Source organism: Saccharothrix sp. BKS2 (assembly GCF_047689505.1).
GTDB lineage: Bacteria > Actinomycetota > Actinomycetes > Mycobacteriales > Pseudonocardiaceae > Actinosynnema > Actinosynnema lopnurensis.
Window position 1 is genome coordinate 37,251 of record NZ_JAUQOL010000019.1, and the last position, 22,636, is coordinate 59,886.

At 73.3% G+C, this 22,636-nt stretch carries 20 protein-coding genes; 7 read left to right on the top strand and 13 right to left on the bottom strand.

What is annotated here, in order from left to right; genetic code table 11:
* Positions 1-66: 66 nt before the first annotated feature.
* On the top strand, positions 67-675 hold the full coding sequence (locus tag Q5530_RS32745; RefSeq protein WP_415366670.1) for a hypothetical protein: 609 nt from the start codon (positions 67-69) through the stop codon (positions 673-675).
* On the opposite strand, the gene Q5530_RS32750 is transcribed toward Q5530_RS32745, so the two are convergent.
* The 7 genes from Q5530_RS32750 to Q5530_RS32780 form a co-directional block, all read right to left on the bottom strand.
* On the bottom strand, positions 650-1,222 hold the full coding sequence (locus tag Q5530_RS32750; protein ID WP_415366671.1) for a 1,2-dihydroxy-3-keto-5-methylthiopentene dioxygenase: 573 nt from the start codon (positions 1,220-1,222) through the stop codon (positions 650-652). The genes Q5530_RS32745 and Q5530_RS32750 overlap by 26 nt on opposite strands.
* A 19-nt stretch (positions 1,223-1,241) precedes the next feature.
* Positions 1,242-1,850 carry a methylthioribulose 1-phosphate dehydratase gene (mtnB, locus tag Q5530_RS32755; protein WP_415366672.1) on the bottom strand — a complete coding sequence of 203 codons (609 nt, stop codon included), beginning with the start codon at positions 1,848-1,850 and terminating at the stop codon, positions 1,242-1,244.
* 56 nt (positions 1,851-1,906) lie between these two features.
* Positions 1,907-2,587: an acireductone synthase gene (mtnC, locus tag Q5530_RS32760; protein WP_415366674.1), complete on the bottom strand. Its 681-nt coding sequence runs from the start codon at positions 2,585-2,587 to the stop codon at positions 1,907-1,909.
* Positions 2,580-3,587 (bottom strand): s-methyl-5-thioribose-1-phosphate isomerase, encoded by a 1,008-nt coding sequence (locus tag Q5530_RS32765; protein ID WP_415366675.1) that lies wholly within the window; start codon positions 3,585-3,587, stop codon positions 2,580-2,582. Before Q5530_RS32765 ends, mtnC begins: the two co-directional genes overlap by 8 nt.
* Positions 3,587-4,711 carry an acyl-CoA dehydrogenase family protein gene (locus tag Q5530_RS32770; protein WP_415366677.1) on the bottom strand — a complete coding sequence of 375 codons (1,125 nt, stop codon included), beginning with the start codon at positions 4,709-4,711 and terminating at the stop codon, positions 3,587-3,589. The genes Q5530_RS32765 and Q5530_RS32770 overlap by 1 nt, the downstream gene beginning before the upstream one ends.
* A gap of 255 nt (positions 4,712-4,966) precedes the next feature.
* Positions 4,967-6,109, bottom strand: a complete 1,143-nt coding sequence (locus Q5530_RS32775; protein ID WP_415366678.1) for a hypothetical protein — start codon at positions 6,107-6,109, stop codon at positions 4,967-4,969.
* The gene (locus Q5530_RS32780; protein WP_415366679.1) at positions 6,106-7,212 is read right to left on the bottom strand and encodes an XRE family transcriptional regulator; all 1,107 of its coding nucleotides are present in this window, start codon (positions 7,210-7,212) and stop codon (positions 6,106-6,108) included. The genes Q5530_RS32775 and Q5530_RS32780 overlap by 4 nt, the downstream gene beginning before the upstream one ends.
* 263 nt (positions 7,213-7,475) lie before the next feature.
* Between Q5530_RS32780 and Q5530_RS32785 the strand changes: the two genes are divergently transcribed.
* A complete protein-coding gene (locus tag Q5530_RS32785; protein ID WP_380639349.1) occupies positions 7,476-7,649 on the top strand; it encodes a hypothetical protein in 174 nt (57 codons plus the stop codon).
* A gap of 87 nt (positions 7,650-7,736) precedes the next feature.
* Positions 7,737-8,534, top strand: coding sequence for a hypothetical protein (locus Q5530_RS32790; protein WP_415366680.1), 798 nt, complete (start codon positions 7,737-7,739; stop codon positions 8,532-8,534).
* 364 nt (positions 8,535-8,898) lie between these two features.
* On the opposite strand, the gene Q5530_RS32795 is transcribed toward Q5530_RS32790, so the two are convergent.
* Complete coding sequence (locus Q5530_RS32795) at positions 8,899-11,103, bottom strand: terpene synthase family protein (RefSeq protein ID WP_415366681.1); 2,205 nt, start codon at positions 11,101-11,103, stop codon at positions 8,899-8,901.
* Between the two features lie 195 nt (positions 11,104-11,298).
* On the opposite strand from Q5530_RS32795, the gene Q5530_RS32800 reads away from it, so the two are divergent.
* The 4 genes from Q5530_RS32800 (at position 11,299) to Q5530_RS32815 (ending at position 15,755) form a co-directional block, all read left to right on the top strand.
* Positions 11,299-11,769 carry an SRPBCC family protein gene (locus Q5530_RS32800; protein ID WP_415366682.1) on the top strand — a complete coding sequence of 157 codons (471 nt, stop codon included), beginning with the start codon at positions 11,299-11,301 and terminating at the stop codon, positions 11,767-11,769.
* Between the two features lie 124 nt (positions 11,770-11,893).
* A complete protein-coding gene (locus tag Q5530_RS32805) occupies positions 11,894-12,712 on the top strand; it encodes an ABC transporter ATP-binding protein (RefSeq protein ID WP_415366683.1) in 819 nt (272 codons plus the stop codon).
* Positions 12,713-12,750: 38 nt separating this feature from the next.
* Positions 12,751-13,722 (top strand): ABC transporter substrate-binding protein, encoded by a 972-nt coding sequence (locus tag Q5530_RS32810; RefSeq protein WP_415366684.1) that lies wholly within the window; start codon positions 12,751-12,753, stop codon positions 13,720-13,722.
* Positions 13,722-15,755: an iron ABC transporter permease gene (locus tag Q5530_RS32815; protein WP_415366685.1), complete on the top strand. Its 2,034-nt coding sequence runs from the start codon at positions 13,722-13,724 to the stop codon at positions 15,753-15,755. Before Q5530_RS32810 ends, Q5530_RS32815 begins: the two co-directional genes overlap by 1 nt.
* A 276-nt stretch (positions 15,756-16,031) precedes the next feature.
* Here Q5530_RS32815 and Q5530_RS32820 read toward each other — a convergent pair whose 3' ends face one another.
* The 5 genes from Q5530_RS32820 to Q5530_RS32840 form a co-directional block, all read right to left on the bottom strand.
* On the bottom strand, positions 16,032-17,225 hold the full coding sequence (locus Q5530_RS32820; RefSeq protein WP_415366686.1) for an IS701 family transposase: 1,194 nt from the start codon (positions 17,223-17,225) through the stop codon (positions 16,032-16,034).
* 573 nt (positions 17,226-17,798) lie between these two features.
* Positions 17,799-18,116, bottom strand: coding sequence for an STAS domain-containing protein (locus Q5530_RS32825; RefSeq protein ID WP_415366687.1), 318 nt, complete (start codon positions 18,114-18,116; stop codon positions 17,799-17,801).
* Positions 18,113-20,221 carry a glycogen debranching protein gene (locus Q5530_RS32830; protein WP_415366688.1) on the bottom strand — a complete coding sequence of 703 codons (2,109 nt, stop codon included), beginning with the start codon at positions 20,219-20,221 and terminating at the stop codon, positions 18,113-18,115. Before Q5530_RS32830 ends, Q5530_RS32825 begins: the two co-directional genes overlap by 4 nt.
* Positions 20,218-22,023, bottom strand: coding sequence for an AGE family epimerase/isomerase (locus Q5530_RS32835; protein WP_415366689.1), 1,806 nt, complete (start codon positions 22,021-22,023; stop codon positions 20,218-20,220). The genes Q5530_RS32830 and Q5530_RS32835 overlap by 4 nt, the downstream gene beginning before the upstream one ends.
* A complete protein-coding gene (locus Q5530_RS32840) occupies positions 22,013-22,630 on the bottom strand; it encodes a DJ-1/PfpI family protein (RefSeq protein WP_415366690.1) in 618 nt (205 codons plus the stop codon). The genes Q5530_RS32835 and Q5530_RS32840 overlap by 11 nt, the downstream gene beginning before the upstream one ends.
* Positions 22,631-22,636: the final 6 nt, after the last annotated feature.

Here is a 22,636-nt window from a genome sequence, read left to right on the forward strand (position 1 = left end):
CCGTGGACCGTAAGGGCGTATCGGCGGACGATGGATTTCTTCGGACCGGTGCGGTGGGATGGCCCTGTGCGCGATCCGGAGGCCCTGTGGCACGACGCCGTCCGCGCGCTGGGCGGCGACCACCCGCCCGGCGACCTGGCCGAGCGGTACGCCGAGCCGCACCGCGGCTACCACAACACCGACCACGTGCTGGCCGTCGTGCGGGACGTGACCGCGCTCGCCGCCGACCGGACGGCGGAGGAGCGCGCGGTGCTGGTGCTGGCCGCCCTGGCGCACGACGTGGTCTACGACGGCCGGCCCGGCGAGGACGAGCGCCGCAGCGCCGGGTGGGCGCGGGCGCGGCTGGCCGGGCTGCCGCAGGCGGAGCGGGTCGCGGAGCTGGTGCTCGCCACCACCGACCACACCTCGGACGACGGACTGGCGCGGCTGCTGCTGGACGCCGACCTGGCCGTGCTCGGCTCGGAGCCGGCGGACTACGAGCGCTACCGGCGGGCGGTGCGCGCCGAGTACGCGCACGTCTCCGACGACGCCTGGCGGGTCGGGCGCGGCGCGGTGCTGCGGTCCCTGCTCGACCGGGACCCGCTGTACGCCACGCCCGCGGCGCGCGCCCGGTGGGGCGCGCGGGCCGCGCGGAACCTGGCCGCCGAGCTCAGCTCGCTCGGTGACCCGCCATGAGCTGGTCGAACGTCGGGAACGACCGGGCGATGTCGCTGCCGGTGAAGTTGCCGACCCAGCCCTCGTCGTCGTGGAAGAACCGGATCGACACGTAGTCGGGCCGGGTGCCCATGTCGAACCAGTGGGTGGTGTTCGCGGGCACGCTGAGCAGGTCGCCCGCCTCGCACAGCACCGCGTGCACGCGGTCCCGGACGTGCAGGTAGAACACGCCGGCCCCGCGCGCGAAGAACCGGTCCTCGTCGTCGTCGTGGGTGTGCTCGGCCAGGAACCTGGCGCGCGACCCGGCGGCCGTCTCCCGCCACCCCGGGTCGTCCGAGGGGGTCATCTCCATCGCGTCGACCAGGACGTAGCCCTCGGTCCCGGTGACCCGGTCGACCCGGTCGCGGTAGGCGTCCAGGGCGTTCGCCGCGGTCACCCCGGGCAGGACGGGCCACTGCTCGTAGCGGACGCCGAGCCGCTGGAGCTCGACGGCGATCTCGGCCGGGTCGGCGGTGCGCAGCACCACGGTCCCCGGCCCGGTGTCCGGCCACACGGTCAGCAACGTCATCGCGCCCGCACCCTCTTCCTCAGGAGATCCCGACCTCGAAGCGCAGCAGCCACTCCAGGCACTCCAGCCGGTGGCGGGCCTGGAGGAGGTCGTCCCCCCACACGTACACCCCGTGCCGGGCGACGAGCAAGGCGGGCACGTCCGGCCGGAAGCCCGCCTCGAACGCGTCGCCGAGCACCCGCATGTCCTGGCTGTTCGGCACGACCGGCACGACGACCAGGTCGTCGTGCGCGTGCCGCCCGAAGCCCTTGAGCATCTCCAGGTCGCGCAGCTCCACCCCGCCGGGCGAGCGCTCGGCGGCCACCACGGGCGCGAGGGCGTGCACGTGGACCACCGCGCCCGCGCCGGACACCGCGGCGATCCGGCCGTGCAGGGCGGCCTCGGCGGAGGGCACGCGCACCGGGTCGTCCGTGCGGCCCGCGGCGTCGACCAGCACCACGTCGTCGGCCGCCAGCTCGCCCTTGTCCTTGCCGCTGACCGTCACGGCCAGCCGCAGCGGGTCGCGGCCCACGACCACGGACAGGTTGCCGGACGTGCCCCGCATCCAGCCCATCGCGGCGTAGCGGGCGCACTCGGCGGCCAGCGCCCGGCCGACGTGTTCGCCGGGGTCGGCTTCTCCGGCTTCCACTTCTCCGGCTTCCACTTCTCCGGCTTCCACTTCTCCGGGGTCCGCTTCTTCGGGCCTCACAGCGAGTCCGTGGTCCGGTGTGGACCGAAGTCGGCGTGCTCCTGGGGCTCGCCCGGCCGCGCCACGCCGACCGTGCGCCAGCCCGCCTCGGCGGCGGCGTGCAGCTCGGCGGGCACGTCCGAGTAGAAGGTGATGTCGTCGGAGCCCAGCGCGGAGGCGATCTTCCGGTAGGACGCGGCCTCGCGCTTCGGGCCCGCGTTGACCGTGTCGAAGTGGTACTCGAACAGCGGGGTGAGGTCGCCGTCGGTGGTGTGCCGGAAGAACGCCACCTGCCCGGCCACCGAGCCGGAGGAGAACACGGCCAGCCGCGCGCCGGCGGCGTGCCACTCGCGCAGCGCGGGCACCACGTCCGGGAAGAACTCGGCGACCAGGTCGCCCCGCGCGTAGCCCTCCTGCCAGATCAGGCCCTGGAGGGTCTTGAGCGGGGTGGCCTTCCGGTCCGAGTCCATCCAGCCGTGCAGCACCGCGACCAGCTCGTCCGTGCCGCCACCCACCCCGGACAGCTCCCGCACCCGCGCGACCGCCTCGACCACGGCCGGGTCGTCGGGGTGCCCGTCGATCCACGGGCCCAGGCGCGGGCGGGCGTAGTCGTACAGGGTGACCAGCACCTGGTCGGTGGCGCTGAGCGTGCCCTCGATGTCCAGCACGACCCACTCAGTGGTGATCCGGTCAGTCATGAACGTCCTCGGCGTAGTAGTCGGCCAGCTCGTGCGGAGCGTACGCACCGCGGTCGGTCACCACGGTGGTCACGAACCGCGGCGGGGTGACGTCGAAGGCGGGGTAGCGGCCGCGTGCCCGGTCGGAGGCCGTGCGGCGGCCCAGGGTGTGCAGCACCTCCTCGCCCGGCCGGTGCTCGATCGGCACGTCGCGGGCGGTCGGGGCGAGCCGGTCGGGCGCCTGCACCATGGCCAGGAACGGCACGTCGAAGGCGTGCGCGGCGACGGCCAGGCCGAGCGTGCCCACCTTGTTCACCACGTGCCCGTCCATGGTGACCCGGTCGGCGGCGGTCAGCAGCACGTCGACCTCGCCGGCCGACATCACCGCCGCGCCCATGCCGTCGGTGATCAGGGTGGTGTCCACGCCCATCTCGCCCAGGGTCTCCGCGGTCAGCCGGGCGCCCTGGAGGTAGGGCCGGGTCTCCGTGCACACGAACCGCAAGCGCTTGCCCCGCGCCTGGGCCGCCTTGACGGTCTCGGTCAGGTACAGGTCGGCCCAGCAGTGGGTGAGCACCGCGCCGTCGTCGGGCAGCAGCGCGGCGGTGGCCTCGCCGAGCCTGCGGCTGCGGTCCCGGTAGCGCCGGTCGCCCGCGTGCGCGCCGGCCAGCGCGCCCGCTTCGAGGTCGTCGGAGGCGTCCACGCCGGCCAGCACCGCGGCCACGGCCTTGCGCAGCGCGTTGTTGGTGCGGCGGGTGCTCACCAGCAGCTCCCCGGCGTGCTCCAGGGACGCGCGGGCCTCGGCGCGGGGCAGGCCGCGGGCCTCCCGGGCGGCCAGCACCATGCCCCACAGCGCGGCGAAGTACGGGCCGGAGGACTGGGTGACCATGCCCTCGATCGCGGCGGCGACCTCGGCCACCGTGGCGCAGCGCACCCACACCCGCTCGAACGGGAAGTTCCGGCGGTCCAGGACGTGCACGCCGTCGGGCTCCAGGCGGACGCTGCGCGCGAGCACCGGCTCCATCAGCTGTACCCGGTGAACGGCGCGGGCTCACCGGTCAGGAAGCGCGCGCCGACCTCGCGCGCCTTGTACGACACGGGGTCGTGCAGGGTGAGCGTGCGGGCGTTGCGCCAGAACCGGTCGAAGGCGTAGCCGGCCGCGGTGGCGCGGGCCCCGCACAGCTCGAACACCCGGCTGGTGGTCCGGTTGGCGACCCGGGTGGAGACGACCTTGGCCGCGGAGATCCCCGCGGCGGCCTCGGCGCGCTCGTCGGGGGACAGGTCGGCGCCGCGCTCGGAGGCGGCGCGCAGCAGCTCGGAGGCGTGGTCGGCGAGCAGGCCGGCGGCCTGCGCGTCGGCGACGAGCTCGCCGTAGGCGGCCAGGACGTACGGGTCCTCGACGGCCCGGTCCACGCCGCTGAGGAACCAGGGGCGGGTGGTGGTGCGGGTGTAGCGGGCGGCCTCGGCCAGCGCGCCCTCGGCGAGCGCGACGTACAGCTGGGCCAGCACGAGCTGGAAGCCGAGGGCGGCCAGGGACAGGCGGGGCGTGGCCGTGTCGTGGCCGCCCAGCACCTGCCCGTGCGGGACGAACACCGAGTCGAACGCGACGCCCCCGCTGGCGGTGAGCCGCTGGCCGATGTTGTCCCAGTCGCCGGCGTAGGCGATGCCGTCGGCGCGGGCGTCCAGGGTGAAGGTCAGCTTCTCGCCGGTGTCGGCGCGGGTGGCGCTGACCACGAGGCGGTCGGCCACGGACGCGCCGGTGGCGAAGGTCTTGCGGCCGGAGGCGGTGAAGCCGCCGTCCACGGGGTCGAGCCGCAGCGCCGCGTCCAGCGGGTTGCTCACGCCCGCCCAGAACAGGCCGTCGCCGGCGTCGAAGGCCGGGTTGTCGAACAGGCCGCAGCGCCACACCTGGAGGTAGTGGTAGCCGAGCAGGTGGCCGATGTTGGCGTCCGCCGCGCCCACCACCCTGGTCACCGCCTGCCGGGTGGCCCAGTCGCGGACCGACAGCAGGCCCGACCGCCGCAGCACCTCGACCTCGGCGGTGGGCTCGGCGCCCAGGCGGTCGCGCTCGGCCGCGTCCACGCGCAGCCCGGCGGCCAGTTCCTCGGCGACGGTCAGCCACTTCCGCGGACCACCGGTGCTCGTCATCCCCTGCCTCCTGCCGGTTCATCCCCGGCAGGGGAGCCTAACCGGCGGGCGGCGGCGTGGGCTGAGCGTTCCGCCACATGGACGGGGTGGGCCGGGACGGGGTGGACCGGGACGGGTGGGCGGCTCGGCGGTGCCCGCCCGGCGGGCCCGTCGTGCGGCGCCGGCCCAGCGGCCCGATCCGGCGGCCCGGCGTGCGGCGCCGGCTCAGCGGTGCCGGCCCAGCGGCCCCGCCCCGCCAGCCCCGCCGGCCCCGACTCAGCGGGTCCGGCGGGCCACGTAAGCACCGTGGTCGGTCAGGCGCAGCACGTCGAGCGCGCCGCGCAGGTCGGCGGCGGCGCGCGGGTGCTTCTCCACGTGCTCGGCCCACGTCCGGCGGTCTTGGGCGAGCGCCTTCAGGTACCGCACGCACAGCGACGGCTCGATGGCCCGGCACCGCTTGCGGGCGGCCCGCAGCGCGATCTCCATCCGCAGCGCCTCGTCGTCCCGCCGGCGGCGCGAGCGCAGGCGCTCCAGGATGCCCTCGATCAGGGCGGCCCGGCCGAGCAGGAACTCCCACCAGTAACCCTCGTCGGTCGCCGCGCCGAAGCCGCCCTCGTCGTCCAGCAGCGCGAACACGCCCTCGGCCAGGCAGTCGCCGAACTCCTCGGTCTGGGCCCGCAGCTCGTTGGCGAACGGGTCGTAGGGCTTCTGGAGCACCTCGCCGGTCTTGGCCGAGCGGCGCAGGCCCCGGTCGTCGAGCAGGAAGAACCAGTCCTCGTTGTAGACGCTGGGGAAGAACGAGGTCATCGACTCGTGGCCGATGACCAGGGCGCCGCCGCCGATGAACGTGCCCTGCTCGCCGCCGGTCTCGCGGTGGGCGTGGCACACCACCGAGTTGTCCGGGAAGCCGCCGACGTCCAGGCCGACGGCCGCGAAGCCGGCCGAGACCAGGCCGGCCGCCGAGTCGAGGTCCCGGGGCCGCGGCACCGCGATGTCGTCGTCGAGGAACGCCACCCGCTCCCAGCCGAGCACCCGTGACACCAGCAGGCCGAGGTTGCGCTTGAGGCTGGTGTCGGTGCGCCGCTCGAACTCCGTGCCGCGCAGCACCTCCGTGGTGGCCAGGCGCGGCATCAGGGCGCGGGGCAGCCGGCCGACGTCGAGCACCAGCGTCTCGACGCCGCTGCCGCGCGCCAGCTTCGCCGTGCGCTCGGGCGAGGCGCTGCCGCTGGTCAGCACGACCAGCGGCCGGCTGAGGGCGGCGGCCACGTCGACCGCCGTGGACAGGTGGCCCCAGGGCCGGTTCGTGGGCACCACGACGGCGTCCACCTCACCGGGCGGGCAGTCCGCCACGGGCACGGTGGCGAGGAGTTTGCCGTGCGACGCGTGGTGCCGCGCGACCGTCGGCGGAGCGGTGTTCAACCGGTGCTCACCGGCCATTCCAGGAGTCGGGACCCGGGCTGGTTCCAGTCCGGCGTGACCACCTGGCCGTTGACCACGAGCACCCGGGTGAGGACGCTGTAGGCGGCTTCGCCCGCGAAGCGGGTCTTCAGGTAGCGGAAGTTGCGGTCCCGGAACCGGACGTCGGTCAGCGTGCGCACGACGCCGAGGGTCCCCCGGCCGTACATGCCGTTGCAGATCGTGACCGTCCTGCTGTGGTTGAACGGGTTCGGACCGCGGTAGAAGTGCGCCACGTCCTCGTGCAGCACGTCGGGCTGGTCGGGGGACGTGCCGAGCACGGGCGCGTAGAGGCGTTCCGCGCCGTCCGGCAGGCTCGCGATGAACCCGCCGGACTCCGACTCGTGGTGCCGGCCGACCTGCTCGACCGGCAGGTCCACCCGGTCCTGGAGCTCGCGGATGACGAAGTTCCAGTCCACGCCGCCCAGCAGCACCAGGTGGGTGGTGTAGTCGTCGGGCGAGAGCTCCGAGGCGATGCGGAAGTGGACCTGGCTGCGCGGGTTGAGCGCGCGGATGTGGCCGTGCAGCTCGATCAGCGCGTCCAGGTCGGCGTAGGTGTACAGCTCGACGTAGTCGGGCTTGGTCGGGTCCGCGTACGGCATCCGCTCGCGCATGTCCCGGGGCAGCTGGGCGACCACGATGGTGATGTCGTGCGGGTCGTCGAAGTACCAGAACCCCGGTTCGCCGTCGTCGCCGGTCGCGCGGGCCGGGGCCCGTCCCGGCGCCCGCCGCCCGGCCGCGCGCAGCTCGGCCAGCTCGGTCAGCAGCTCCTCGCGGCGGCGCAGCTCGTCGGCGGTCAGCTCGTCGACGCCGAGCAGCCGGTAGGGGCGCTCCCCCACGGACCGCCTGGTGGCGAAGAACGTGGCGTAGGCGGCGAGGCGGTGCAGCGGCGGGGTCTTGGGCTTGGTGCGGCTCTCCCACGACGACAGCAGCGGCACGCTGGCCGGCTTGTCCGCGCTGAGGGCGTCGGCGAGGTCCCCCTGAGTGATCGGGACGTCCGGCCAGCACTCCTCGCGCAGCGCCCGGAGGCGGTGCGCCAGCCGGTGGGAGCCCTCCGCAACCGCCACGAGTGCCGCGCCCCTTCAGTGAACTTCAGCTCGGGTGCTGAAGCGAGAAACATACACGATATTCCCCAAATTTCGCGAGTCGAAGCCGCAATTGGGCCTTGTCACCCAGGTGGGACTCGACTTACCCTGATCCTACTGAGATTCAGCAAATTTCAGTTATTAGAGCTGAAGTTCACCCAGGACAACCTCCGGGGGTAACCGTGAACGTGCTCGCCGCCTTGGCCCAGTCCTCCGACCCCACCGGGTGGCCGACACTGGTGGTCATGATCATGATAGGCGCGTTGGCGCTGCTCCTGGGCCTGGCCCGGCTGCTGCGCCGCACGCTCAGCGTGCTCACCCGACTCCTCGTCTCGGCCGGCGCGGTCATGACCGGGATCGCCACCACGCTCGCCATGTCCGCCGCGGTCACCACCGTCCTGCTGGTGTACCTGCGCTGAACGCCCGACGCACGCGCGTCGACCACCCGGTGGCGGCTCCTCCCTTCGACTACGGTGTGCGGGCCCGCACCGGAGGGGAGTCGCACGATGGTCCTGTCCTGGAGACCGCAGTCCGGGAGAACCGCCGTCGCGGCGCGCCCCGGGAGCCCGGGACCGCGTCCACACCGGACGTCCACACCGCACCTGCTCGAAGCCGAACTGCTGGTCGGCCACCTGTCGCTGCCGACGTGCCCGCTGGGCAACAACGCCTACAAGGAACCCGACCAGCCGAACGTGGTCCGCTGGGGCTCGCCCGGCGACGCCTCGGGGTGGGTCAACCGGAGCCAGTGCGCGTCGTTCCAGACGGCCGTGCTCCGGCGGACCTACCCGTGGGCGACGTCCCGGTTCTTCCGCACCCACTTCGGCACGGCCAGCCCGTTCGCCCGCGACTACCGGTTGGCGTTCGCCGAGCGGTCCGTGCCGCACTTCGAGCGCGTGGACGCGGTGGCGGACCTGCGGCCGGGCGACCTGATCGCCGTCGACTACCGCAACGACCAGGACACCAACACCGGGCACATCGTGATGGTGCGGTCGGTGAAGGGCGTGTACAGGGCCCCGGTGGCGTCGCTGAACTTCCCCGGCGAGACGCAGTACGCGGTCGAGGTGGTCGACTGCACGGCCGAGCCGCACGGCCGGTACGGAGTGGGCAACTACGCCCGGTTCCCGGACAGCCGGATCTTCCACGCCGGCGCCGCCACCGACGGCGCGGGCTTCGGGCACATGATGTTCTACGCCTCGGACACCACCGGCGCCTTCACCCGCTACCGGTGGAGCGTGAACACCTCGTCCACCGGCGCCTACCCCACCACCGACCGCCCGGTGGCCGCCACCAGGATCCTCCCCTGACCCACGCGAGTCGTACCTCCAGCACCCGCGAGTCGTACGTCCAGGTCGCGCGAGTCGTACGTCCAGGTCGCGCGAGTCGTACCTTCAGACCGACCGTGTCGTACGTTCAGGACCCCAGAGTTCAACGTTCGTGACCCGGTTCGGCTTGCTGAACGTGCAACTCGGGGGTCCTGAACGTGCAACTCGGGGGTCCTGGGCGTACGACACGCGGGGTCTGGGCGTACGACTCGCGCGGGGGACCGGCGTGGCGGTGGCGGTGGCAGTGGCGGGAAGTATTTCGACTACGGGTGGCCGACCCGGGAGGAATTCCGCCGGCCGCCCCGAACAGGAACAGTTCTTTCTTGTTTTCTTCGTTACTCCCGGTTCATTTGTTGTTCATCACCAGGCGCGTGGACGAGGTGCCGAGTCCGGTCGGGCCGAGGGGTGACCGGATCACGACGGGTTCCCGCGGGCGGTTGTGCTCCTCCAGGGCCGCGTCGCCGTAGCGGTAGGTCTTGAAGTGCCACTCGACGATGGCCGCCATCCAGTCCTGGAGCTCGGCCGCGTACTTCAGCAGCGTGTCGCGCGCCGGCCGGTCGAGGTCGAGGTCCTCGAACAGGGCGGGCAGCTCGATGTCCACGATGTGCTGGAACTGCTCCATCCGCGCGGTCTGGAGGTCGTGCACCACCTGGTAGGCGCGCTTGAAGCCCACGTCGAGGAAGTTGCGCACGACGAGCACGAGGTTGTGCAGCTCCCCCTCGTACTGGACCTCCTTGCGGTAGGAGACCAGGTCGTTGATCATCCAGGCGTAGTCGGAGGCGGCGTTCTCCATGTTCTGCACGACCCGCGTCCGGTAGACCTCCGGCGGCACGGTGTTGCCGTGGCCGAACTTGGCCAGGCTCTTGGTCAGGTCCGAGCCGAACGTGCGGCGGCGCATCTCCACGTAGTCGATCGGGTCCGGGATGCGGTTGAGCCGCTGGTTGTGCAGCTCCCACAGCCAGGCGTCGATCATCTTGGCCACGGCGTGCCGGAAGTCCTCGCGGTACCCGACCGGCATCGGGTCGGCGGTGCGGCGCCACAGGTCGGCCAGCCCGCGCTCCAGCGGGTTGGCCGGCGTGATCGGGGACTCCCCCTCCACCGGCATGAACTGCTTGAGGCGCTCGGTGGCGACCTTCGCGGCGGCCAGGTCCGGCGAGCGGCCGTACACGTACGGGTAGTAGTCGTCGCCGTAGGTGCCCCAGGCCAGCCAGTCGGAGGACAGGGTGATCTGGTCGAGCGTGCCGTCCGGGTCGATGCCCGCCGAGCACAGCGCGTAGTCGTAGCCCCGGACCTTCTCCGGGGTCCAGATGCCCGGCACGTCGTCGTAGATGCCCATGGCCCCGCACCACTCGACGTTGTGGTCCAGCGCGTCCTTCCAGTGCGGGCTCAACGCGAGCGGGTAGGGCATGTGCATCTCGGGCCACGCGAACGGCGGCACCTGCTCGAACGGCACGTGGCCGAAGGCGCGGGCCCGCTGCGGCGCGGTGGCCAGGAACGAGCGCAGTCCCCCGGTGCCCAGGCCGGTGGGCCCGCCCAGCACCGGGGTGGTGACCGCGCCCTCGTTCATGTAGCGGCTGGAGCGGGCGTGCCACTCGTGGCCGCCGGACTGCCAGTCCTGGAGGCCCTTCACGTACGCCAGCACGGCGAGCCGGCCCTCCGGGTCCACGCCGTGCTCGTCCAGCAGCGGCGGCACCTCGGTGAACGCGGTGTGCTCGAACTGGTGCAGGCGGGAGGTGAGCAGGTCGTTGACCGCCTCGGCGGCCTCCTGGGTGGGCAGGTCGAGGAACTTCTCCAGCACCAGCACGCCGTTGCTGAGCTCGCCCTCGTCGAGCACCTCGCGCTCGTAGGAGAACAGGTCGTTGCGCAGGTGGACGGCGTCGGCGAAGGTGTCGCGCAGCACGCCCAGCGGGCGGCTCAGCGCGATCCGGGCGGGTACCTCCATGCCGGTGACGTGCTCGACCAGGTTCGCCGACCACGGCGCGCCGCCGACCTTGCGGCGCATCTCGACGTACTCGACCGGGTTGGCCAGCCGGCCCTCGGAGATGTTGAGCAGCTCCCACATCGACTCGTCGAGCAGGTGCTCGGTGTTCTCGGCGAACCGGCGGCGCCAGTCGGCCGAGTGGGCCGGGACGGTGCGCTCCCAGAGGTCCTTGAGGCCCTTCTCGACCGGGTTGGTCGGCTCCTCGGTGATCGGCCCGTCGACCGGCATGAACAGCGGCAACCGGTCCAGGTACGCCTTCGCGCCGGCGAGGTCGGGGTTGCGCTTGTAGAGCTCCAGGAAGTGGTCGTCGAAGTAGAAGACCCAGACGTACCAGTCGGTGACCAGGTCCAGGTCGTCCGCGGTGGCGTCGGGGTGGGTGTAGGCGCAGAGCAGGGCGTAGTCGTGCGAGTCGAGGTCGTGCTCGGTCCAGATCACGGTGCCGTGCTGGGGCACGTCGACCATGTCCATCCCGTAGGCCCACGCCTTCGTGTGGGCGCGCGCGCGGTCGAGGTTGGGGTTCAGCCGCGCCGGGTGGGGCAGGTAGAACTCCGGCAACTGGAACGGCTGCATTCGGCACGCGCCTCTCGCGTCGGTGTGGCGTACCCCGGTACGCAACCAGTGCGGGGGCGCCCCGGCCAAGACCCCCGGGGGTTGATCCACACGTTCGAGCGCGGGTGTCCCCCGGCGGGCCCAACGCGGTGCTGCTGGCGGTGTCCGCACTCCGCGTGCCCGGTGCTCCGGGAGGACAGGCCGCACACTGGGGGGATGCCGCGCCTGGAACCGGTTGACGAGGAGTTCTTCACCGCGGCGCCGCAGCGCCGCAGCTACGCGCTGGACCTGCCGGTGTCGCCCGAACGGGTGTGGCGCGGGCTGACCGCCTCGAACCCGCTGTGGTGGTGCCGGCTGGCGACGGCGGAGTACGCCTCGCCTCGCCCGTTCGGGGTGGGCACGACGCGCCGGGCGACCGCGCTGGGGGTGCTGCGGCTGCGCGAGAGCGCTTTCCGCTGGGAGGAGGGGCGGCGGCAGTCGTTCCGGGCGGAGTCGGCGAACCTGCCGCTGTTCCGGCGGTTCGGGCAGGACCACCTGGTGGAGCCGGCGGCGGGCGGGTGCCGGTTCACCTGGACGTTCGCCTGGGAGCCCGCGGAGCGGTTCGCGGGGCGGCGGTTCTGGGCGGAGCGGACGGCGCAGGTGTGCGCCGCGCTGGCGGCGGACACGCGGCGGCACTTCAGCCGGTGAGGGCCGACCGGTCGGGGCGTCCCCCGACCGGGGCGACGTGCGCTCCGTGTTGCGCGGAACGCCCCGGAAGTGCGGTGAGTTCCGCCCGAAGAGGGGGTCTTACGGCTTAGGTTAGGCTCCCCTCATGTCCAGAGGAGACGCGCTGCTCGCCGGTGAGGACCTGGTCCTGGCGCACCACGACCGCACCGTCGTGGAGGGCGTCTCGCTGAGCCTGCGCGCCGGCGCGGTGACCGCGCTGGTCGGCCCGAACGGCTCCGGCAAGTCGACCGTCCTGCGCTCGCTGGCCCGCCTGCACCGGCCGCGCGGGGGACGGGTCGCCGTGGGCGGGCGCGCCGTCTGGGGCCGGTCCGCCCTGTCAGGCAAGGAGTTCGCCCGCAACGTCACCCTGCTGACCCAGCAGCGGCCCACCCCGTCGGGCGTCTCGGTCCGCGACGTCGTCTCCTACGGCCGCCACCCGTACCGCGCGGGGTGGCGCGGGGTCGACCTGGAGGGCGGCGCCGCCGTCGCCCGCGCCATGGAGCTCACCGGCGTCACGCCGATGGCCGACCGGGGCGTCGACGAGCTGTCCGGCGGCGAGCTGCAACGCGTGTGGCTCGCGTCCTGCCTGGCCCAGCAGACCTCCGTGCTGCTGCTCGACGAGCCCACCAACCACCTCGACCTGCGCTACCAGGTCGAGGTCCTGGACGTGGTCCGCGACCTCTCCGACCAGGGCGTGGCGGTCGGCGTGGTGCTGCACGACCTCGACCACGCCGCGGTCGTCGCCGACGAGGTGGTCCTGCTGTCCGAGGGCCGGGTGGTCGCCGCGGGCGCGGTGCGGGACGTGCTGACCGGCGACCACCTCTCCCGCGCCTACGGCGTCACCGTCCACGTCGCGGACGACCCGGTGACCGGCGCGATCCACTGCCGCCCCCTGGGCAGGCACGCGCCCCGCACCGTCAGCTGACCCGAACAACCCCGAACAAGCCAGGAGAGGTGCGAACCATGCGCTGGTCGACCCCTGCCCTCGTCGCGGCGGCCGTGCTGCTGTCCGCCTGCGGCACCACCGAGGCCCCGACGACCACCCCCACCAGCGCGGACAGCGCCGGCGGGCCGGTCACCGCGACCGACGCGCGCGGCAAGGAGGTCAGGCTCGACGCGCCCGCCCAGCGGGTGGTGGCGCTGGAGTGGGCCGAGGCCGAGATGGTCGCCTCGCTGGGCGTCATGCCCGTGGGCGTGGCCGACGCCGCCGGCTACCGGGCCTGGAACAGGGCGGCCCCGCTGGACGAGGGCGTCGCGGACGTCGGCACGCGCGCCGAGCCCAGCGTCGACTCGATCGTCGCGCTCGACCCGGACGTGGTGATCATGGCCGAGGGCCGGGACGCCACGCTCGCGGGCAGGCTGGAGGAGTACGTCCCGGTCGTGGTCACGAAGTCCACCGACGCGAGCCGCAACTTCGACCGCCTGCGCGAGGAACTGGGCGTCATCGCCGCGGTGATCGGCAAGGACATCGAGGCCGACACCCTGCTGGACGAGATGGACCAGGCCCTGGCCGACGGGAGGAAGGCCGTCGCGGACGGGGGCGCGGCGGGCACGCCGTTCGTCATGGCCGACGGCTGGGTGGAGGGCAGCACCGTCAACATCCGCCCGTTCGGCAAGGGCTCGCTGGTCTCCGACACCGCCGAGGCGCTCGGCCTGGTCAACGCCTGGACCGGCGAGGTCGACGCGCAGTGGGGCCTGGGCGCCACCGACGTCGAGGGCATGACCGCGATCACCGACCCGAGGACCGTGCTGTTCTACAGCGCGTCCGAGGACGACGTGTTCACCACCGGCCTCGCGCAGAACCCGGTGTGGCAGCGGCTGCCGTTCGTGGCCTCCGGCCGGGTCGTCAAGCTGGAGCCGGGCACGTGGACCTTCGGCGGCCCCAAGTCGGTCGTGCGCGTCGCCGAGCAGTTCGTGAAGGCCGTCACCGCCTGATGTTCCGCGCCGCCGCCGTGACGGCGGGGATCGTGGCGGTCGTCGCCGCGCTCTCCGCCGTCCACCTCACCCAGGGCACCGCCGACACCGGCGTGCTCGACGTGCTGGCCGCCCTGGTGGGCCGCGGGGACGCGCAGACCCTCGCGGTGCTGGAGGGCTCGCGCGTGCCCCGCCTGCTCACCGCCCTGCTGCTCGGCTTCGCCCTCGGCGTCGCGGGCGCGGGGATGCAGTCGGTGGCCCGCAACCCGCTGGCGTCCCCGGACACGCTCGCCGTCAACGCGGGCGCGCACCTGGCCGTGGTGGTCGTCGCGGCGTTCGGCCTGGGGCTGCCCGTGCTGCTCACGGGCGCGACGGCGTTCGCGGGCGGGCTGGCCGCGGCGGTGGTGGTGCTGGGCCTGTCCGCCGGCGGGTCGACCAGCCCGCGGCTGGTGCTGGTGGGGTCGGCGGTGGCGCTGGCGCTCCAGTCGCTGACGATGCTGCTGCTGCTCCTGTTCGAGCAGGAGACGACCGGGCTGTTCGCCTGGGGCAGCGGGTCGCTGTCCGTCGGGGACCTGCGGACCACCGGGCAGATGGCGCCGGTGGTGCTGGTCGCGGTGGTGGCGCTGTTCTGCATGGGCCGGTCGCTCGACGTCCTCGCCCTGGGCGACGACAACGCGACCGTGCTGGGCCTCAAGGTGCGGCGGACGCGGGTCGGCGCGGTGCTGCTGACCGTGGCGCTGACCGCCGCCGCGGTGAACGTGGCCGGGCCCGTGGGCTTCGTCGGGCTGAGCGCGCCGGTGATCACGCGGCTGCTCGCGCCCCGCGTACCGGGGCTGGGCCGGCACCGCCTGCTGCTGCCGGTGTCCGGCCTGGTCGGCGTGCTGATCGTGCTCGGCGCGGACGTGCTGCTGCGGGCGGTGATGGGCTCGGCGGCGGCGGTGCGGGTGCCGACGGGGGTGATGACCACGGTCCTCGGCGCGGTCGTGCTGGTGTGGCTGGCGCGGCGGAGCCGGTCGAGCGGCACGCCGCGGCAGGCGCCCGCCGGGCGGGTCGGGCAGGCCGGCTCGCGGGGGCGGCTGGTGGCCGTCGGCGCGGTGCTCGCGGCGCTGGTGGTGGCCGCGCCGGTGGCGGGCCTGATGCTGGGCGACCGGGTGGTGCTGCTGGGCGACCTGGCGAACTGGGTGTCCGGGCGGACCGGGACCGCGCTGACGTTCGTGCTGGACCAGCGGCTGCCGCGGGTGCTGGCGGCGCTGACCGCGGGCGCGGCGCTGGCCGTGGCCGGCTGCGGCATCCAGGCGGTCAGCCGCAACCCGCTGGCCGAGCCCGGCCTGCTGGGCATCACCGCCGGCGCGGGGCTGGGCGCGATCACGCTGATCACGGTGGTGCCCGCCGCGGGCGCGTGGGCGATCGCCGGGGCCGCCGGGGGTGGGGCCGTGGTGGTGTTCGCCCTGGTCTACGGGCTGGCGTGGCGGTCGGGGCTGGACCCGGACCGGCTGGTGGTCATCGGCATCGCGACGTGGTCGGGCGGCACGGCGCTGATCACGCTGCTGATCGTGACCTCGGACCCGTGGAACACGGCGAAGGCGCTGACGTGGATGTCCGGCTCCACCTACGGGCGGACGCTGGAGCAGGTCGTGCCGACCGCGCTGGCGCTGGCGCTGCTGACGCCGCTGCTGTGGGCGCGGCACCGCGAGCTGGACCTGCACAGCCTGGACGAGGACACCCCGCGGGTGCTGGGGATGCGGGTGGAGCGGTCGCGCCTGGCCGTGCTGACGGGCGCGGGCGTGCTGGCGGCGACGGCCGTCTCCGCCATCGGCGTGGTGGCGTTCGTGGGCCTGGTCGCGCCGCACCTGGCCCGGTCCCTGGTCGGCGGCCGGCACCAGCGGGTGATCCCGGTGGCGGCCGTCCTCGGCGCGGTGCTGGTGAGCCTGGCCGACACGGTCGGGCGCACGGTCGTCGCGCCCGCGCAGGTGCCCGCCGGGCTGGTGATCGCGCTGCTCGGCACGCCGTACTTCGTGGTGGTGCTGTGGCGGACGCGGGAGGCGCGCGGCTGATCCGGGGCCCGCGGCCGCCCCGGGTGGCGGGGCGGACGCGGGAGGCGCCCGGGTGGCGGGCGGTCGCGGGCCCCGGGTGGGCGGGGCGGTCGCCGTGCCGCCTCCTCTCCGGCACGGCGAGCGCCGTGACGGCCTCCCGGCCCCATCCGCCGGACCGTTCGAGCAGGTCACGCGGGTTCAGCCCGGACGCGTCCCGTTCCCCGCGGAACTCCGGCACGCCCGGTGCGCCCTCCCGCGCGCGACGCACATGCCTCGCCGTTGAGGCATGTGCGCCGATCAGGACAGCTGCCGTTCCCGCCGGCCCGGCACCGCGCTGCGCTTGGCGAACGTGTAAGCCGCCGAGACGAGCGTCATGTGGTGGTGCCAACCCCGGTACGACCGGCCTTCGAAGTCCAGCAGCCCGTAGTGCGCCCGCAGGTCCAGCAGGTCGCACGCGGTGCGATCGACGAGTGCCCCCAGTGAGATGACCTCCGCCGCGCGGAGGTCGGTGCGGTTGGTCAGCCACAGCTTCACGCGGCCTCCCTGCCGCGAGGTGCCGACCAGTTGGAGCGCGGGCCCGCCGCGCCGCCCGGGGTCGACCGGCAGCCGCACCGGCACCGACACCGCCTGCGTGGCCCGGTGCTTGCCGTCCACGCCCGGCGCCCAGGTGACGACCTGCCGGTGCTTGATGTCCGCGCCCCGCAGGCAGTCCCGCGCCCGGACCAGGTTGGGCCCCCGCTGCGGGCCGAAGCCGCTGCGGACGGCCGCGAGGTGCGGTCCCGGCACCACCTCGAACGAGTCCGGCACCTCGAAGACGAAGTCGGCCCCCAGTTCGGCGAGCCTCGCCATCAGCCGGTGCGCGCCCGCGGTGTGCCGCAGGTCGCCGACCACGGGCGCGCGGGGGACGCCCCACTCGCCCACCTCCTCGACCAGGTCCAGCGCGTACCGCCACTCCGGCAGCGCCTCGACCGAGTCGGGGATGTACGCGCGGTTGCGGCGGCGTTCGTCGTCGATCCACCGCCTGGTCAGCTGGATCCGCCAGTTCACCGGGATGCTCGCCGCCTCCCCGGCCAGGAACAACCCGGTGCCCAGCTGGCAGTTGATCGCACGACCCTCGCTCGGCACGAACCTGCGTTCCACGCCGACCGAGTGCTCCCCCCTTTTCGGAATGGTCGTGTCGGCGATCACCCACGCCCTCGGGGACAGCAGCTCCTCAACTTCTCCCGCTATTCTGGAGCGCACTTCCCGCCAGTCCCACGGGCTTTGGTTTATGAACTGTTGGAGCGATTGCGAAACAGGTAACTCGAGCACCTCCTCAGCAATTCTGCGGACAGACTTCCGGCCACGCCCAAGCAGCAGCCCCCTGAGATAGACCTCAGCCCATCTGCGCTGGTCAGAGCGCGGAAGGGAGCTGAACTTGTCCTGCGCGAAGTGTGTCACCTCATCATTCTTGGCAAGCGAAAGAGCAGTGCGAAGACTGTCCTCGACCACCGTAGACCCCCGAAACTGTCACATGTCGTACTCAATCGATACTCCATATGGGGAACGCGTGCGGCAAGCTACTTGCGGCCAAGCCGGGACGATCTCGTGAGGTCCGAAACGCAAGCGCTATCGCAGAATACTTATACAGCGCCCCAGTGGTGCTCACCCTCTGTGAGGAGAGCATTGTGAGGGCACTGCGGGCCGCCTATCGACATCCACGCCAACAGGAAAAAGCCGGCTCCGGGGCGTATCCCGTCGAACGATGTTGATCACCCTGAGTAGCAGGACGACAGGGCCAGTCGGCGGATGAACACTTCGTACATCCGGGTGGAAACCGGTCACCACCGTCGGCACGCAGCGTTATATAGTTGACCGTTCAACCTGAAGGGGCGCGTGAGCGCCCCGGGCGTGGAATCCGCCCCGGCGGCGTTCGGGTCGCGCCGCGGATTCGCGCGGCGGGGCGCGCCGACATAACCACGTGTTGGTAAACAGTTGACGTTCAACCGATATACCCGGGTGGTGGTTCGCCGGCGCGCCCGCGCCTTCGTGAATGATTTCCCCGCGGCCGTCAGGCCATTTCGTTCAGGCGACGCGTTCGGCGATGGTGACCGCCTGGTCGAAACCCGCCAGCCGGATGACCTCCACCACCCCGGCGCTCGCGCCCACGACGATGATCGACGCCGAGGGCGGCAGCTGCTGCTGCGCGAACGCCAGCGAGCGCACGCCCGCCGAGGACATCGCCGCCAGGCCGGTCAGGTCCAGCACCAGCCGGTCCAGCGGCCGCCGCGCCGCCTGCTCCACCAGCGACCGGAACACCGGCGCGGTGCCCGCGTCCAGCTCACCGGTCAGGTAGACGGTGCCGGTGCGGCCGTTGAACCCCAGGTACGCCTCGAAGCTCACCGCTGTCCTCCCTCGCTGTGCTGTGCAGAACCGTCCTCTTCGGACCCGGCCTCGGGCCCGTCCTCCCCTGGCCCGTCCTCCCCTGGCCCGTCCTCCCCCGGCCCGTCCTCCCCCGGCACGGGCAGCGCCTCCAGCACGACCACGGACTTGCCGGCCACCACGAGCGACCCGCGCCGCCCGCCCGCGCCGGACCTGCCGGTGGCGGTGTCCACGGCCACGTGCCACGCCGTGCCCTCCGGCGCCTCCGGCAGCTCCACCCCGGTCGCGGCCAGGTCCGTGTTGGCCACCACGAACACCGAGTCCACGCCCTCCTCGTGCAGCAGCACGGCCACCAGCCGCGAGTCCGCCGACCAGTCGGGTTCGAACGGCCGCGCGCCGTGCCAGCTCACCGCCGGGTACCGCCACCCGGGCACCGGCTCGCCGCCGGGGTGCACCGCCCGCCGCAGCACGGGGTGCCGGGCGCGCAGCGCGGTCAGCGAGCGCACGAACCCGACCAGGTCCCGGTTGCGCTCGGCCAGCCCCCAGTCCACCCAGGTGATGTCGTTGTCCTGGCAGTAGGCGTTGTTGTTGCCCCGCTGGGTGCGGCCGAACTCGTCGCCGGCCAGCAGCATCGGCACGCCGTTGCTCACCATCAGCAGCGCCAGCGCGTTGCGCGCCTGCCGCTGCCGCAGCGCCAGCACCCCCGGGTCGTCCGTGGGTCCCTCGACGCCGCAGTTCCAGCTCTCGTTGGCGTCGTGGCCGTCCCGGTTGTCCTCGCCGTTGGCCTCGTTGTGCTTGTGGTCGTAGGACACCAGGTCGGCCAGCGTGAACCCGTCGTGGCAGGTCACGAAGTTCACCGAGGCGCCGGTGCCGCGCCCGGCGTACAGGTCGGGCGAGCCGATCAGCCCGCCCGCCAGCTCGCCCGCGCCGCCCGGCGCCGCGACCAGGAACCGGCGCAGCGCGTCGCGGTAGCGCCCGTTCCACTCCATCCAGCGGCCGTAGGCGGGGAACGAGCCGACCTGGTAGAGCCCGCCCGCGTCCCACGCCTCGGCGATCAGCTTGCGGTCGGCCAGCACCGGGTCCAGCGCCAGCGCCTCCAGCAGCGGCGGGTCGGGCAGCGGCCCGCCGTCGCGGCCCCGGGACAGGATGGAGGCCAGGTCGAACCGGAAGCCGTCCACCCGGTACTCCAGCGCCCAGTGCCGCAGGCTGTCCACGACCAGCTCGCGCACCACGGGGTGGTTGCAGTTGAGCGTGTTCCCGGTGCCGCTGAAGTTGTAGTAGTCGCCGTCCGGGGTCAGCAGGTAGTACACCGCGTTGTCCAGGCCCCGGAACGACTGCGTCGGCCCGCGGTGGTCGCCCTCGCCGGTGTGGTTGAACACCACGTCGAGCACCACCTCGATGCCCGCCGCGTGCAGGTCGCGCACCAGCTCCTTGAACTCGCGCGGCGAGCCGTAGGACGCCTTGGGCGCGAAGAACCCCACCGGGTGGTAGCCCCAGGTGTTGAGCCGCTCGGGCGCGCCGGGCACGTCGGTCTCGTCGAACTCGAACACCGGCATCAGCTCGACGCAGTTCACGCCCAGCTCCCGCAGGTGCGGCACCTTCTCCCGCAGGCCCGCGAACGTGCCGGGCGCGGCCACCCCCGAGGACTCGTGCCGGGTGTAGCCGCGCACGTTCAGCTCGTAGACCACCAGGTCCTCGACCGGCAGGCGCGGCGCCCGGTCGTCGCCCCAGTCGAAGTCGTCCGGCCGCGCCACGGCCGACCGGTAGCGGGGCCGCCGGCCCCACGTCTCGCCGCCGGGCAGCCGCCGGGCGCGCGGGTCCAGCAGCAGGTCGTCCCGGCCGTCCACGCGGTAGGCGTAGTGCACCAGGTCCGGGTCGAGGCCGACCACGGTCATCGCCCACACGTCGCCGACCCGGTAGTCCTCCGGGAACGGCAGCTCGGCCACCTCGTCGCCGCGCTCGGGGTCCAGCAGCACCAGCGACACGCGCCGCGCCGAGCCGGAGGCCACCGCGAACGCGATGCCGTCCGGCGTGGCGGTCGACCCCAGCGGCAGCGGCGGGGCGGGCGCCACCCGGAACCCGTCGACCCACCTCCGCGCCCCCGGCGCCCGGTCCACGGCGGTCATGCCCCCTCCACCGGCACGAGCCGCGCCTGGACGGTCACCGCCGAGGCGCTGTCGGGCAGCCGCACCGCCATCGCCTCGGGGTCGAAGTCCCGGTACGGCTCGCCGTCGACCAGCACGCCGTCGAGCCGCACCCGGCCCGCCGGCAGCAGGTCCGGCGCCACCCGCAGCAGCCGGTCCGGGAAGTCCGCGTCCGGGCGCGGCTTGAACCACAGGTCCAGCGGCTCGCCGCGCACCAGCAGTCCGGTGTAGACGGTGGCCAGGTAGCACAGCTCCGCCGCGTGGTACATCGACATGGAGTGGCTGCCCTTGAGCCGCTCGGTGCCCACCAGGTACGGGATGCCGTTGTTGAGCACGTTGAAGTACACGCCGCCCTCGTCGTGGTCGAGGAAGAACGCGTTGTAGAACGCCGCCGCCTCCCGGCCGTGCGCCAGGAACTCGTCCGAGCGCCGGTGCCCGGCGAGCACCAGGTAGGCCAGGATCGCCTGCTCCTGCTGCCACCACGCCTTGCGGTCGTGCCACACGAAGTCGTGCGGCGGCTGCCGCTGCACCAGGTCGTACCAGCCGCCGCGCTGCCCGTCGCGGCCCACGTCCGGCATGGAGCGCGCCAGCTGCTCGGCCACGCGCGCGTAGTCGTACTTGGCGCGCGCGGCGTTCATCCGGGTCAGGTTCCAGGCGATCTTGAGGTTGTGCCCGACCACCGCCCGGTCCTGCTGCCAGCCCCACTCGCGGTCCGGCGTCCAGTCGCCGTGGAAGCGCTCCTGGACGAACGGCGTGCCGCGGTCGGGGAAGTGCGCCACGACCATGTCGAAGGTGTGCTCCAACGCGTCCAGGTGCCGCGGGTCGCCGGTGGCCAGGTACAGGTTGAACAGGTACGCGGGGGCGTGGTCGCCGACCGAGTTCCAGTTCTTGCGGGCCCGGTTGCGCCCCAGCGCCGGCGAGTGCGGGCTCAGGTCCACCGGGTCGATGTGCGACCAGTAGCCGCCCCGCGCCGGGTCGGCGAAGAACCGCTCGAACAGCCGCACCGTGCCGTCGATGTCGGCCTTGGTGGCCGGGTCGCCGGTGACGCGGTAGTTCTGCACCAGGCCGACCAGCGCGTAGATCTGCTCGTAGGCGGGGATGGCGCGGTAGTCGTCGTCGAACTCGGAGGTGAACAGCTTGCGCTCGCGGCCGCCGTCCACGTCGACGCCGTGGTACCAGTAGGTGACGCCCAGGTCGGTGTCGACGAACCGCATGTGCTCGCGCAGGTAGGCCGAGCCGCGGTCGGCGACGGTGAGGAAGTCCTCGTCGCCGGTCAGCATGTACGCCGAGGCCATGCCGTAGACCAGGCGGGAGATCGTGTCGGTCTCCTGGACGTGCCGGCCGTTCTTGTCGCCGCCCAGCCGGATCTCGGTGCGGTAGTCGGCGTAGTCGACCTCGCCCGCGCCGAACTGGGCGCGCCGGTAGAACCGGGCCAGCTCGCGCAGCTGCTCGACCCACCAGCCGGGCCGCTCGAACACGTGGTCCTCGGCCTCGTCGCCCACCAGGACCAGCTGGGTGGCCTGGTAGCGGAGCCCGCCCGGGTCCGGGTAGACCGGGCCGTGCGCGAACACCAGCCGGCCCGGCCGCAGCAGCTCGGCGAGCCGGCCGCCCGCGTCCCGGTACGGCTCGCCGAGGTTGCGCACGACCTGCGCGGAGGTGGTGTCGGTCAGCTCCAGCGCGACCGCGCGGCCGTCGAACGTGCGCAGCCGCAGGGCGCGGCCGGCGAACGACTCGACGCGGCCGGCGGTGGTGTCCGAGAACGAGTAGGCAATCTCAGCGCCCACCGTTGCCCCTCGCCACCAGCATCTCGATCACCGTGCGGGCCAGCAGGTTGCACTGCTCGACCGTGCGCGAGGTGACCAGGTCGCCGTCCACCACCACGTCGCGGCCGGTGTAGACCGCGCCCATGTTGCGCACGTCGCCGACCAGGTTGTTGTGGCAGGTCACCGGCCGGTCGCGGACCAGCTCGGGCACCGACGACAGCAGCAGCAGGCCGTGGCAGGAGAACGCCTTGATCAGGTTCGGCAGCCGGAACGCCCGCCGCATCACCTCGACCGCGGGCGCGGGCCGGCTGACGTTGTCGGTGTAGCGCAGCCGGTCCGCGACCATGCCCGAGGGCACGATCAGCGCGGAGAACCGGGACAGCTCGTCGTAGTCCAGCTTCTCCAGGTCGCCGCCCACCTCGATGGGCGCGCGCTGCTCGTGACCGGTGAAGGTCAGCGAGTCGCTGCCCCACAGCCGGGTCAGCAGCTCGACCTGGGCGCCCTCCTCGGCGAACCGCATCCGGTAGTAGGCGATCTCCTCCTCGACGTAGTCGCTCTCCATGAGGATGCCGATGCGCCTGCCCTGGAGCCTGCCGGTGGTGCCGGGGACTTCCGTGGTCTGGGTCATTGTCCT

What these genes read in the sequence shown, in the direction of transcription:
- Q5530_RS32750 (WP_415366671.1), bottom strand. Translation starts at nt 1,222, where the DNA reads ATGACGTTGCTGACCGTGTGGCCGGACACCGGGCCGGGGACCGTGGTG.
- mtnC (WP_415366674.1), bottom strand. Translation starts at nt 2,587, where the DNA reads ATGACTGACCGGATCACCACTGAGTGGGTCGTGCTGGACATCGAGGGC.
- Q5530_RS32765 (WP_415366675.1), bottom strand. Translation starts at nt 3,587, where the DNA reads ATGGAGCCGGTGCTCGCGCGCAGCGTCCGCCTGGAGCCCGACGGCGTG.
- Q5530_RS32770 (WP_415366677.1), bottom strand. Translation starts at nt 4,711, where the DNA reads ATGACGAGCACCGGTGGTCCGCGGAAGTGGCTGACCGTCGCCGAGGAA.
- Q5530_RS32785 (WP_380639349.1), top strand. Translation starts at nt 7,476, where the DNA reads ATGATCATGATAGGCGCGTTGGCGCTGCTCCTGGGCCTGGCCCGGCTG.
- Q5530_RS32790 (WP_415366680.1), top strand. Translation starts at nt 7,737, where the DNA reads ATGGTCCTGTCCTGGAGACCGCAGTCCGGGAGAACCGCCGTCGCGGCG.
- Q5530_RS32795 (WP_415366681.1), bottom strand. Translation starts at nt 11,103, where the DNA reads ATGCAGCCGTTCCAGTTGCCGGAGTTCTACCTGCCCCACCCGGCGCGG.
- Q5530_RS32800 (WP_415366682.1), top strand. Translation starts at nt 11,299, where the DNA reads ATGCCGCGCCTGGAACCGGTTGACGAGGAGTTCTTCACCGCGGCGCCG.
- Q5530_RS32805 (WP_415366683.1), top strand. Translation starts at nt 11,894, where the DNA reads ATGTCCAGAGGAGACGCGCTGCTCGCCGGTGAGGACCTGGTCCTGGCG.
- Q5530_RS32810 (WP_415366684.1), top strand. Translation starts at nt 12,751, where the DNA reads ATGCGCTGGTCGACCCCTGCCCTCGTCGCGGCGGCCGTGCTGCTGTCC.
- Q5530_RS32815 (WP_415366685.1), top strand. Translation starts at nt 13,722, where the DNA reads ATGTTCCGCGCCGCCGCCGTGACGGCGGGGATCGTGGCGGTCGTCGCC.
- Q5530_RS32830 (WP_415366688.1), bottom strand. Translation starts at nt 20,221, where the DNA reads ATGACCGCCGTGGACCGGGCGCCGGGGGCGCGGAGGTGGGTCGACGGG.
- Q5530_RS32840 (WP_415366690.1), bottom strand. Translation starts at nt 22,630, where the DNA reads ATGACCCAGACCACGGAAGTCCCCGGCACCACCGGCAGGCTCCAGGGC.